The organism is Methylobacterium oryzisoli (genome assembly GCF_046557895.1).
Classification (GTDB): Bacteria; Pseudomonadota; Alphaproteobacteria; order Rhizobiales; family Beijerinckiaceae; genus Methylobacterium; species Methylobacterium oryzisoli.
In genome coordinates, this window is the sequence record NZ_JBKIBX010000005.1 from 156,339 (window position 1) to 168,088 (window position 11,750).

Here is an 11,750-nt window from a genome sequence, read left to right on the forward strand (position 1 = left end):
TCGGTGACTTCGATCCGACCGCCGCCGCCTCCTGACAAGGACAGCGCCAGCATTCCGAAGAGAGTCTCTCAAGGCTAAGCTTGATGCCGGCCCTCGATACTGTCTCCGTCGAGCAAGTCGGCGCCGGGTCATCGATTCGTCACAATGGCAGCGAAATTTCAACCAAATGTTGCAGTCTACGCCGAGACGTCGCGTGCGCAGACCTCTGAGGCACGCGGGCGCTCCCAGCCGTTCGATGAGAACAGTCTTCGTTCTGGCCGACAAGAGGAGCGGGCCGTGCGAGAGGTAGCAAGTCGTCATGATAAGTCTAGAAGACGGCAGCTCGGGGGAGGAGCTTGCGGCCGAGCGCGAGATGGCCAAGCGCCTGCGCGCCCGCAGCCGACATCCGAGGCGCCGCGTTCTGGCGCTCGTCGTCGTGGCGGGCGCGGCCATGACGGCGGCCTGGGTGCAGCTTTCGTCGCCGGCCTTGTCCCCGGCCGTCCCGGTCGAGGCGATGATCGCCTCGCGGTCGACGCCTTCCCTGAGGGGAGGCGCGGGCACCGATCCGAGCAGCGATTCTCCGAGCGGCGAGTCTCGGCCGTCTCCCGACCAGGTTGGCTTCGGCACGGCCGCCTCTGAGCCGCCTCCGCCAACGCCGGGCGTCCAGCACGACGCGTCCGCGGAGCGACCGATCGAGGTGGCTCCTCCGGCGCTGCGGCCGGCGCCGACGCTGCCCGTCGCGACCGAGCAACCGGTAGCGCCGTCAGGCGCCACCGCGTCCGCCGCGGAGGCCTTGCCGGTTTCGGAAGGGCGCGCCGCCGGCTCCGTCACACGCGCTGAGGCCGCGGCCTACGTGAGGCGAGCGCGGGACCTGATCCGGACGGGCAACATCGCAGCCGCCCGGGGCGTGCTGGAGCACGCGATCGAGAGCGACGACGGCGAAGCCCTCTTCATGCTCGCGGAGACCTATGACCCGGCCGCCCTGCAACGGTGGGGAGCCCGCGGAATCCGGGCAAACCCCGACCTCGCGCGAAGCCTTTACGGCCGGGCCTCGGACCAGGGCTGGCGCGCCGCGAGCCAGCGGCTGCTCGCACTGGGTCGATAGCCGCGTAACGTTGAGACAACGCGCCTGACAAGAGCCGAACGGGGAGCGCCGGCCGTGACGACGATGATGAGATTCCTGCGAGCCGGCGTCCTGCTCGGCGTGCTGTTGCAGGCCGACCTCGCGCAGGCGCAGTTCTGGCGCCAGGAGGCCGGGCAATCCGAAGCCGCCGCTCAGCCCGCTCCGGCTGCGCCCGCCGCTCCGGCGCGCCGGCGTCCTGCGGCGCCCCAACCCTCCGCGCGCGATCGCATGAATGCCTGGACGGTCGGGCTCGCCGGAGGGCTGCTCGAAGGCGCACCGATCCGTCTCGCCGCGGAAATCGCCAGGGTCGTCGATGACGGCGACAATCTCCGCGTCCTTCCGATCGTCACCCGCGGTCCTACCGAGAACGTGCAGTCGCTGCTTCATCTGAACGGCGTCGATGCCGCCATCATCAACGCGGACGCGCTCGAGGACTTCAAGGCCAGCGTTCCGGACATCAAGCGGAGAGTGGCGCTGCTGATCAGCCTGTTTCCCTCCGAACTGCAGGTGTTCGTGCGGCCGGAGATCCAGAGCCTGAAGGATCTCGCCGGCAAGAAGGTCAACTTCAACACCGCCGGCACCGCGGCTGCCTACACCGGACCCCTCGTCCTGAAGCGGCTCGGCATCGCGGTCGAAGAACGCTTCATTCCGCATCAGACCGCCCTTGACCAGCTGCGCACGGGAGAGATTGCGGGCGTCGTCTTCGTGACGGCCAAGCCGGCCGAGGCCTTCCTGAAAGGTCGATGGGAGGGCGGATACAAGTTCCTGCCTGTCGAGTACTCCGAGTCTCTGAGCGATTACTACGTCCCCGCCGTTCTGGATGCGGCGGACTACCCCGGATTGATTGCTGCGGGAGAGAAGGTCCGGACGATCTCGGTGCCGACGATCCTCGTCTCCTACAACTGGCCGCGCAGCTCCGACCGCTACCGGCGCGTCGCCCGTCTGACGACGACGCTCTTCGACCGGATCGAGGCGCTGCACGCGCCCGGGTTCCACCCGAAGTGGAAGGACGTGAACCTGGCGGCCGAGGCGGGCCAGCTCGTCCGCTTCCCGGCTGCGCAGGAATGGCTGGATCAACGGAATGGCGGCGCGAAGGCGCAAGCCGGCGAAGTGCGGGTGGCGCGCGCGCAAGCCGAGCAGGCGGCGCCGAACGACAAGGCCGAACAGGAACGTCTGTTCAAGGAGTTTCTGGAGTGGCGCCGTCGCCGGCCGTGATGCCGTCGGCCGCAAGGCGTGCGAGGAGAGCAGGAATGGTTCGCTGGATAGCGTGCATGGTTCTCGCGTTGGCAGCCGCGATGTCGGTGGCCGGGGCGTCGGAGCGTTACGGCGATCAGAAGGTCGTCTATCACATCAGCTTTGACGGGGGAGACTCGGGCAAGGCCTACACGCGTGCATTGATCAACGCGCAGAATCACATCGACGCGGTCGGACAGGATCGGATCCGGATCGCTGTCGTGATGCACGGGGATGGGGTCGACCTCCTCAAGGAGGCCAAATCGAATTCCGCGCTGCAAACGCGCATCACTCAATTGAAAGCGAAAGGCGTGAAGTTCGAGGTTTGCAACAACACTCTCACCAACCGGAAAATCAATTATTCCGAAGATCTTTTCGGGGTGTCCGAGAAGGATATAGTTCAATCCGGAGTTGCTGAAGTCGTCAGGCTTCAGCAGGAGGGCTATAGCTATCTGCGTCCCTGACCGCAGATCGGTGTCCGCGGCGGATCCGCTCGCGCCGATCACTTGAGGCTTTGCGCGGTCCGATCGTGCCCATCATCGAGATGGTCCCTCTCCGGACGGCTTCTCGGGCACGATATGGCGGGCGATTTTGCATAGACTCCGCGCCGCCCCCATGCGGGCGGGACGAAATTCAGACCAGCAGCCCGCATGTCCTCACGAGGTCTGCTCTCGCATGAGAAGCAGCCATTCCAGCAAGACACGCGAATGGCGGCTTGCCGGTCTTGAATGACCTTTGCGCGGGCTGCAGAGAGCCGCTTCAGCAGCCCTGCGACACTCAGCCTGTCCCGGTTCTGATCCGAGACAGCATTCGTCGGCGTGGCCCCGGTTCGGCGGCGACGCCGATGCTCGCGTGCGCCGGCCGACCGTGGCCCGTGCACCGCCCCCGCCCGCAAAGCCTGTGCACAACCCCGCACGAGGCGCCCGCCGCCACGCCCCCGCAAGCTCCGCGCAGGCAGAGTGATGCCTCACGCCATAGCGCGGGCAGCGGGCCGGAATCGGGATGGGGATCGAGGGGTTCGTCGTCGATACGCTCACGCAGACGGCGCAGCGGCGCGCGGCGGATCCGCGGGCCTCGGCCTGGGTGTCGGCCAATGCGGGGGCGGGCAAGACCAAGGTGCTCACCGACCGGGTGGTGCGCCTGCTGCTGCATGGCGCGCCGCCGGCCAAGATTCTGTGCCTCACCTTCACCAAGGCGGCCGCCGCCAACATGGCGATCCGGGTCTTCGAGCGGCTCGGACGCTGGGTCACCCTCGACGAGGCGGCGCTCGCGGCCGAACTCACCGCGCTCGAAGGCGAGCGGCCGGAGGCCGCAACGCTGCGGCGGGCGCGGCGCCTCTTCGCGCGGGCGGTGGAGACGCCGGGCGGCCTCAAGATCGAGACCCTGCACGCGCTCTGCGAGCGGCTGCTGCACCTCGCGCCCTTCGAGGCGAACGTGCCGGCCCGCTTCGTGGTGCTCGACGAGGCGCAGACCCGCGAGGCGGTGGACCGCACCATCGACAACGTGCTGGCCGACGCGGTGGACGGGGCGCATCACGCCCTCGCCGAGGCGCTGGCGCTCGTGGCGCCGGAGGCCGCGGGCGAGGCCCTGCGGCGGGCGATCGTCGAGGCGGTGGGCTGCCGCGCCGTGCTCACCCACCCGGACGGCGTGCCGGCGCGCATCGCCCTGCTGCACGGCGCGCTCGGCCTCGCGCCCGGCGAAACCGTCGCGGCGGTCGAGGCGCGGATGCTGGAGGGCGGTCCCGACTGGGCCGGCCCCGTCGCGGCCCTGCGCCAGACCGGCAAGGCCACCGATGCGAAGCGGGCCGAGGCGCTGGCGCTCGCGGCCGCGGCCGAGGGGCCGCAGCGCCTGCCGCTGCTGCTGGCGGCCTTCTTCAAGGACGAGGGGGAGGGGGAGCCCTACGCCGCCTCGCAGTTCGGCACCAAGGCGGTGCCCGAGGCCATGCGTCAGACGCTCCTCGACGAGCAGGCCCGGCTCGGCGCCCTGCGCGAGCGGCTGAAGGCCGCACGCGCCTTCGCGCGCACGCAGGCCCTGTTCACGCTGGCGGCCGAGATCTTCCGGCGGGTCGAGGCCCAGAAGGCGCGGCTCGGCGCCCTCGACTTCGACGACCTGATCCACAAGACGCTCGACCTGCTGACCCGGGTCGATTCGGCCTGGGTGCTCTACAAGCTCGACCGTGGCATCGATCACGTGCTGGTGGACGAGGCCCAGGACACCAACCCGCAGCAATGGGAGATCCTGCGCCGCATCACCGAGGATTTCTGCGCCGGGGAGGGAGCGCGGCCCGGGCTGGTGCGCACCCGCTTCGCGGTGGGCGACCCCAAGCAGTCGATCTACAGCTTCCAGGGCGCCGCGCCCGAGCAGTTCGAGGTGACGCGCCGGGCGTGGCGCCGGGCGGCCGAGGAGGCCCGCCTGCCCTTCGCGGATGTGGGGCTCACCCTGTCGTTCCGCTCGGCGCTCGGCGTGCTGCGGGGGGTCGACGCGACCTTCGCGCTGCCCGAGCATTACCGCGGCCTCTCCTTCGGCGACGCGGCGTTGGGCACCGTCCACGCCACGGCCCGCACCGGCGCGCCGGGGCAGATCGAGCTGTGGCCGACCGAGACCCCCAGCGAGGAGGAGGAGCCGGACGCCTGGACGCAGCCGGTCGATGCCGTCGAGGCCGGAGCGCCCGCCCTCGTCACCGCCCGGCGCGTGGCCCGCGCGGTGCGGTGCTGGACCGGCACCGGCGACGCGCAGGGCCGGGTCTGGCGGCCCGGCGACATCCTGATCCTGGTCCGCAAACGCTCCGCCGCCTTCGAGGGCGTGATCCGCGCGCTGAAGGCCGAGGGGGTGCCGGTGGCCGGCCAGGACCGGCTCGACATCGCGGCCCACATCGCGGTGCTCGACCTCGTGGCGGCCGGCCGCGCCGCCCTGCTGCCCGCGGACGACCTCACGCTCGCCACCGCGCTCAAGACGCCGCTCGTGGGCCTGAGCGACGACGACCTCGTGCGCATCGCGGCCGGCCGCGACCCGGCCGAATCGCTCCAGGCCGCGCTCCTGCGCCACGCGGATTCCGGCGACCCGGCCGCGCGGCGGGGGGCGGCGGCGCTCGCGGGCTGGCAAGATCTCGCGCGGCGGCACGGGCCGTTCGGCTTCTACGCGGACCTGCTCGGGCCGGGGGGCGGGCGGGCGCGGCTGGTGGCGCGGCTCGGCGGCGAGGCGGGCGACGCGATCGACGTCTTCCTCACTGCCGCCGCGCAGGCCGAGCAGGGGGCGGACGCGCCCTCGCTCACCGGTTTCCTCTCGCGCTACGAGCCGAGCGGCGGCCGGGACGCGGGCGGCCACACGGTCAAGCGCGACCTCGACGCGGCCCGCGACGAGGTGCGGGTGATGACCGTGCACGGCGCCAAGGGCCTGGAGGCGCCGCTCGTCGTGCTGATCGACGGCTGCGAGACGCTCGGCCGCAACGACCCGCCGCTCTTGCTGGTGCCGGTGGGCGACGGCACGGTGCCGGTCTGGTCCGCCGCCCGGGCGCACGATTGCCCCGCCGCCGCGGCGGCCCGGGCCGGGCTGCACGCCCGCGCCCGCGAGGAGCACAACCGCCTCCTCTACGTCGCCCTGACCCGGGCCAAGGACCGGCTCGTGATCGCGCCCTTCCGCGGCAGCGAGCGCGAGACGCCGGAGGCGTGGTGCGAGATGGTCCGGCGCGGCCTCGTCGCGGCCTTCGGCGGCGTCGAGCGCGCGGAGATGCCCTACGGCCCGGCCGAGACCTGGCGCGAGGGCGCGGCGATCCCGGTGGCGGCGTCCGCCCCGGACCCCGTCCGCGCGGCGGTCGCCCCGCCGGACTGGCTCTTTCGCCCGGTGGCGCCGGAGGCCGAGCCGCAACCGCCGCTGCGCCCCTCGGGGCTCGGCGCCGCCGACGCCCCGCGCCGCAGCGAGGCGCGCGCCGGCGATCCGCAGGCGCGCCGCCGCGGCATCCTCGTCCACGCGCTCCTCGAACACCTGCCCGCCATCGCGCCCGCCCTGCGCGCCGGGGCGGCCGAGACCTACGTGGCGGCCCGCGCGCCGGGCCTGCCGGCGCCGGAGCGCGCCGCCATCGCGGATTCGGTGCTGCGCCTCCTCGACGACCCGGACCTCGCGGTGCTGTTCGGCCCCGAGGCCCGGGCCGAGGTCTCGCTCGCCGGCACCGTCACCCTCGACGGCCGGGACTGGCCGGTGCACGGCCGCATCGACCGGCTGGCGGTGACGCCGGAGGCGGTCTGGATTGCCGACTTCAAGACCGGCCGCCCGCCCGCGCCGGACGCCCCGGTGCCCGCGGGCCACGCCGCGCAGGTCGCGCTCTACGCCGCGCTCCTCACGCGCATCCATCCCGGGCGCCGGATCGTGCCGCTCCTCGTCTGGACCGCCGGGCCGGTGATTCGCCGCCTCGACGCGGAGGCCTGCGCGGCGGCGCTGGCGGTGATTCGCCCGGCGTGAGGCCGGATGTGCGGTCGCGCACAGCCGTGTGCGCCGGGCGCGGCCCTGCGCGCTTGATCGCCGTGAGGCGGCTTCCTACGTTGCGGCGACGCGGGATGATGGCCGGGTTCGCCGCGTCCCGGATGGAAAGGGTTGTGCGATGGCAACCGTGAAGGTGACCGACGCGAGCTTCAAGCAGGACGTCTTGGAGGCGTCCGAGCCCGTGGTCGTCGATTTCTGGGCGGAGTGGTGCGGTCCCTGTCGCGCCATCGGCCCGGCGCTGGAAGAGATTTCGAGCGAGATGCAGGGCCGGGTGAAGATCGCCAAGGTCAACGTGGACGAGAATCCCGGCATCGCCTCGGAATACGGCATCCGGTCGATCCCGACGCTGATGATCTTCAAGGACGGCAAGCTGGCGAGCCAGAAGGTCGGTGCCGCCCCCAAGGGCGACCTCTCGCGCTGGATCCAGTCGACGAGCGCCTGACCGCCGCTCCTGCCGACGACGGAGCCCGGCCGCGAGGCCGGGCTTTTTCGTGCCTGATGGGCCCGAAATGCGAAAAAGCCCGGCCTCGCGGCCGGGCTTTCCGTCGAGCGACGCAGGTCGCGTCGGTCCTACCAGGTGCCGAACTTGTAGTTCAGACCGGCGCGGACGACGACGAACTCGTCGTTGCGGCGGTTGAACACGCCCGGGACCGCGATCGAGAAGGGCAGGGCCGCGTTCACGACCGTGCCGTTGCCCGTCACCGCGAACGCGCCGTTCAGGCTGTTGCGGTCGAGGTTCACGTAGAGGGCTTCCACCTTCAGCGTGACCGCGTTCGAGCGGAAGAAGTTCAGGAACGAGTCGGTCGGGAGGGCGTACTCGATGCCGCCGCCGGCGGTCCAGCCGGTGCGGAAGTCGTCGTTGTTCGGCAGGCCGAAGTTGGTGCCGCCGCCCGAGCCGTAGGCGAAGCCGCCGGTGCCGTAGAACAGCACGCGGTCGAAGGCGTAGCCGAGGCGACCGCGCACGGTGCCGAAGAAGTCGAGGCCCGACAGCCCGCTCGGGTTGAACACCCGGGTGCCCGGAACCAGGGTGGCGCCCGGCGTGAAGAACGCCGCGAAGTTGTTGCGGTCACGGCCGAAATCGACGTACTGCGCGTCGGCCTCGATGCCGACCACGAAGCCGGCGCCCGGCGTGAAGAACGCCGCGAAGTTGTTGCGGTCACGGCCGAAATCGACGTACTGCGCGTCGGCCTCGATGCCGACCACGAAGCCGGCGCCCGGCGTGAACTGGTAGTTGTAGCCGATCTGGCCGCCGCCGACGAAGCCTTCGGTGGCCCGGTCACGGAAGGCGAAGATGCCGACGCCCTGGACGCCGCCCGGCGCGGTCACGACGAGCGGGTTGCGGGTGGCGACGATCTGCGGGCCGTTGTCGTTGCGCGCGTCGAAGCCGTAACCGGCGTTGAAACCGGCGTAGAAGCCCGTCCAGGTGAAGACCGGGATCGGCGCGATCAGCGGCGGAGCGACGCGGCGCGGCAGGTCGGCCGCGGCGGCCGCGCCGGTCAGGGCGGTAGAAATAGCAAACGCACTCAGAAGCTTCTTCATGATGGTCCCCCAGCAGGTTCCCCGATCGAGGTCCAAGCTAGACCATTCGGCCTCTTCGCGATGTAGCGCATGCGCCACAGGATCGCCGGAAAGCCACAATCCTGGCGCGCGTGATGCAAGGATAGCCACCCTGACCAGGCAGCGTGCAGGTTGCACGCGTCCGGTCGCCGTCGGGCGAAGCCGTTCAGCCCCCTTCCGCGCGGGTCATGTCCGTCCGGTTGCGGGACGTCGCGCTCATTCGCCGCCCGGCGCGACCTTCAGCTGGTCGATCGTCCAGACCCACGTCCCGTCCTCGCCCTGCCGCGCGACCTCGACGGAGAGCGTGCCGCGCCCGGAGCGCGCCATCGTCAGGGCGAGCGGCCCGTTCCGGATGACGGGCAGGGCATCGACCGGCGGGAAGTGCGATCGCTTGCGCAGCAGGCCGTCGTAGAAGCGGCGGATCTCGTCGTGGCCGCGGGCCACGACCTCGCCGGCGGCCAGGACGGCGTCGGGCGCATAGAGCGCCACGAGGCCGTCGACGTCTCCCGCATTGGCCCGCGCGAGAAACAGGGCGGTGAGGTCCTCGGGCGCGCGGGCGGGTGCTCGGTCGGTCTCAGGCATCGCGTCTCTCCTGCGTCGGTTGTCCGGCGGTGCTCCGGTGCGGCTCGACGGTGTCGGGCTCGGGAAGCCGCGTGCCCGTCGTGTCGCGCACGGTGACCCGGACCGGCACGCCGGCCTCCACGCTCTCCGAGACCGTGCAGAACTTGCGGAACTGCGCCAGCACCTTGTCGAGGCGGTCGGCCTCGACCGAGGCGAGATCGAGGACGATCGCAACATCGATCGCGCTGACCCTCAGGCGCCCCGCTTCGTTGCGCTCGACGTGGCAGCTCGCCTTGGCGGCGAGGCCGGCCGTGGGCTGGCGGTACTTGCGGAGCGCGAAGACCAGGCTGCCGCACAGGCAATTGGCGACGCAGGCCGCCAGCATCTGCTCCGGACACGGCCCTTCGCCTGCCCCGATCGGGTCGGGCTCGTCGACGAAGAGCTGCGGCAGCGTCTCCCCGAAATCGATGAGGAACTGGTAGTTCTGCAGGTGCCTCAGGGAGACGTCGAGCTGCACGGTCATGGCGGAACTCTGACTCCAGGAGGAAAGCGGCTCTCGGCTCGGTCCCCAAACGATCCTGCGGCTCGTGCCAACCATCCGGCCGCGTGCCGATGCGGGGAGGGTCTGCACACTCCCAAGTTGGCATGCGGTATGCCAAACGTGCAAGGGAGGCCTTTGATTCGCCCTGCCGGTCAGGCCGCGCCCGGACAGGCTTGGACAGCACCGCCGCTCCGGGCGCCGATCGGCCGGAGCGGCGGTTCTCACGGAGGATCGTAGCATCTCGAACGCCTTTGCGCTGCCCGCAGCGGCAACGTCCGCCCGCAAGCGTGTTCGCGCCCTCATGCCAAGGATCCAGCGGAGGCGCCGGCCGCCGATGTCGCTATTGGGATACACCTCGAAAGTATCGGTTGCGGATATTGGGTGCACGATTTAATAGCGCAACCCAATCATAAGCGTTGGAGAGATCGGGGGGAATGAGGCCGTCCATTTATTGCCAGCAGGTTCTTGTCGATACTGGCGGCGCCGATGAGCGGGGTTGTCTGTTGTTCGTGAACGAGCGCCTGGTCGCCGTCCTCGTTTACTTGGAGCAGGACGAGGACCTCAAGCCTGAGTTGTGGGGGCGCTGGTTCGTCGAGGCCGGGTTCGGTCCGTGTCAGCAAGGCAACACCGCCACGACGTTCGCGTCCACCGACGAGGCCATCCGCTGGGCCTGCGAACAGGTCGCCCAAGCCGCCGACCGACCGTCGCCCGATGCCGTGCAGGCCGACCGTTCTCCGCGATCCAGCCAGAACGTCTGAGAGGCTCCCGGGCGTACATCGTCCGGCCGTGCCGTGACGGGTCCGATCAGCGCATGCGGAGGCGGGCGCGAGGAACTAATCCGTTCGGCATAATCCTCAGGGCGGAGTGCGCCCGCGTTAGACAAATGTTAACCATCGCTTCAAGCACGGGGCAGGCGATTCGGCACAGGTGGCATCGGACATGCGCGTCGGTTCAGGGACGGTCGTGATCGCCGAGGACGAAGCGGATGGCTGTGCGCTGGAGCGCGTCGATCTCGCCATCGCGGATGCGCTCTCGACGATCGACGAGGTCAGGGCGGCCCTCGACGCGGCGGCGGCCCAGATCGCCCGCGGGCTGGAGATCCTGACCGATCGCGCCAAACAGTCGGCGGCCTGCGGGTACTGACCGGCTCGCCGGCCGGGCCGGGAACGGTGCCGCCGTTCGTGAGACTTCGTTCCTATCTGGGCAGCGCTGCCGGGGATGTGCCCGCTCGCTGCCAGCCGGTGCGCGTCCACCCTTACCATCGGCATGACGTGAAGAGCCGTACGGTGCGACCGCCGACCGGTCGGCTTCGCCTGCGGCCCGCCGAGGACGACCGAATGTCTTGTGCGCTGCGGCAACGGTTCCATGCCGCGCCTGCATGGCAGCTCATCCATCGCCGCGCGTTGCATGTTGCGCTGCAGCGTGGGAATTTGAACCCATCACGGCGGCGATGGCGTCGCGGCCGTGTAGCCCTCTTGGGCGTTTCCTCCCTAGACTTCGGGCCGCTCCGCAAGGGCGGCCTTTTTTCTGCGCGGGATCCGGCCGCCATGCGGGGGCCCCGCGACGCCATGTGCCGGAGCCGGGCCCGCACCCGCCGGCCCGTCTCCGCGTTGGGGCTCGACCGGGCGGTGCCGCCAGTGCGCTGCCACGACACGGAGGAACCCCACGATGGCGGCCAGCACCGAATCCCTGTCCGATCGCGCGCTCTCGATCGTCACCTTCGCGGCCTATCACCACCTGATCGGCGGCCAGCCGATCCGCGCGGTGGTGCGGCGGGACGGGGCCGGCCACCGGGCCGATCCGGACGGCGTCAAGGAGGTCGAGGAGCGGGGCCTCGCGACGGTGAGCGAGGACGAGATCACCTTCACGCCCGAGGGCGTGACCGTCGTGGAGACGGTGGTGGCGGCCATCCGGCAGGCCGCCGGACGGTGAGCGCAGGCGCGAGCGCGGGGCCGCTCAGGCGATCGGCTGCCCGGCCTCGCCGTAGCCAGCCTGGGCGGCCCGGTGGTTCGCACGGCCGAACCGCAGCGTGAGCCGTTCGAGGTCGTCGATCGCCGCGAGCAGGCGCTCGCGCGCCGGCTCCGCCCGATCCGGCCCGTCGTGGAGCGCCGCCTCGGCGAAATTCACGGCGGCGATCAGCACGCGGTCGCGGCCGTCTTCGAGCCGCGGGTCGCGCTCGACATGGCCCCGCACGTCCGCGTCCCAGGCCCGCACCACGGCCCAGGGCAGGTCGTCGGCACCGAGCGGCCCGGGATGCGCCCGTGCGTGACCGCGGGGGGG

The 11,750-nt window shown here is 71.1% G+C and carries 12 protein-coding genes; 8 read left to right on the plus strand and 4 right to left on the minus strand.

Going from position 1 to position 11,750, the window contains the following annotated elements; genetic code table 11:
• Positions 1-352: 352 nt before the first annotated feature.
• The 5 genes from ACKUB9_RS07360 (at position 353) to trxA (ending at position 7,253) form a co-directional block, all read left to right on the plus strand.
• Positions 353-1,084: a hypothetical protein gene (locus tag ACKUB9_RS07360; protein ID WP_407519660.1), complete on the plus strand. Its 732-nt coding sequence runs from the start codon at positions 353-355 to the stop codon at positions 1,082-1,084.
• Positions 1,085-1,147: 63 nt separating this feature from the next.
• Entirely contained in the window at positions 1,148-2,317 is a 1,170-nt protein-coding gene (locus ACKUB9_RS07365) for a TAXI family TRAP transporter solute-binding subunit (protein ID WP_407519796.1), read from the plus strand.
• Between the two features lie 56 nt (positions 2,318-2,373).
• Complete coding sequence (locus ACKUB9_RS07370; protein ID WP_407519659.1) at positions 2,374-2,799, plus strand: DsrE family protein; 426 nt, start codon at positions 2,374-2,376, stop codon at positions 2,797-2,799.
• A gap of 538 nt (positions 2,800-3,337) precedes the next feature.
• Positions 3,338-6,790, plus strand: a complete 3,453-nt coding sequence (gene addA, locus ACKUB9_RS07375) for a double-strand break repair helicase AddA (RefSeq protein ID WP_407519658.1) — start codon at positions 3,338-3,340, stop codon at positions 6,788-6,790.
• Positions 6,791-6,929: 139 nt separating this feature from the next.
• Positions 6,930-7,253 carry a thioredoxin gene (trxA, locus tag ACKUB9_RS07380; RefSeq protein ID WP_015928309.1) on the plus strand — a complete coding sequence of 108 codons (324 nt, stop codon included), beginning with the start codon at positions 6,930-6,932 and terminating at the stop codon, positions 7,251-7,253.
• A gap of 128 nt (positions 7,254-7,381) precedes the next feature.
• Here trxA and ACKUB9_RS07385 read toward each other — a convergent pair whose 3' ends face one another.
• The 3 genes from ACKUB9_RS07385 to ACKUB9_RS07395 all read right to left on the minus strand — a co-directional run bounded on the left by ACKUB9_RS07385 (position 7,382) and on the right by ACKUB9_RS07395 (position 9,452).
• Entirely contained in the window at positions 7,382-8,350 is a 969-nt protein-coding gene (locus tag ACKUB9_RS07385) for an outer membrane protein (protein ID WP_407519657.1), read from the minus strand.
• A 234-nt stretch (positions 8,351-8,584) separates the two neighbouring features.
• The gene (locus ACKUB9_RS07390) at positions 8,585-8,950 is read right to left on the minus strand and encodes a YybH family protein (RefSeq protein ID WP_407519656.1); all 366 of its coding nucleotides are present in this window, start codon (positions 8,948-8,950) and stop codon (positions 8,585-8,587) included.
• On the minus strand, positions 8,943-9,452 hold the full coding sequence (locus ACKUB9_RS07395) for an OsmC family protein (protein WP_407519655.1): 510 nt from the start codon (positions 9,450-9,452) through the stop codon (positions 8,943-8,945). The genes ACKUB9_RS07390 and ACKUB9_RS07395 overlap by 8 nt, the downstream gene beginning before the upstream one ends.
• A gap of 452 nt (positions 9,453-9,904) precedes the next feature.
• On the opposite strand from ACKUB9_RS07395, the gene ACKUB9_RS07400 reads away from it, so the two are divergent.
• From ACKUB9_RS07400 to ACKUB9_RS07410, 3 genes are all read left to right on the plus strand, one after another.
• On the plus strand, positions 9,905-10,228 hold the full coding sequence (locus tag ACKUB9_RS07400) for a beta/alpha barrel domain-containing protein (protein WP_407519654.1): 324 nt from the start codon (positions 9,905-9,907) through the stop codon (positions 10,226-10,228).
• Positions 10,229-10,409: 181 nt separating this feature from the next.
• A complete protein-coding gene (locus ACKUB9_RS07405) occupies positions 10,410-10,613 on the plus strand; it encodes a hypothetical protein (protein ID WP_407519653.1) in 204 nt (67 codons plus the stop codon).
• Between the two features lie 525 nt (positions 10,614-11,138).
• Positions 11,139-11,402, plus strand: coding sequence for a hypothetical protein (locus ACKUB9_RS07410; protein ID WP_407519652.1), 264 nt, complete (start codon positions 11,139-11,141; stop codon positions 11,400-11,402).
• A gap of 24 nt (positions 11,403-11,426) precedes the next feature.
• Here ACKUB9_RS07410 and ACKUB9_RS07415 read toward each other — a convergent pair.
• Positions 11,427-11,750: hypothetical protein (locus tag ACKUB9_RS07415; protein WP_410825788.1), on the minus strand; the 324-nt coding region annotated here is incomplete at its 5' end.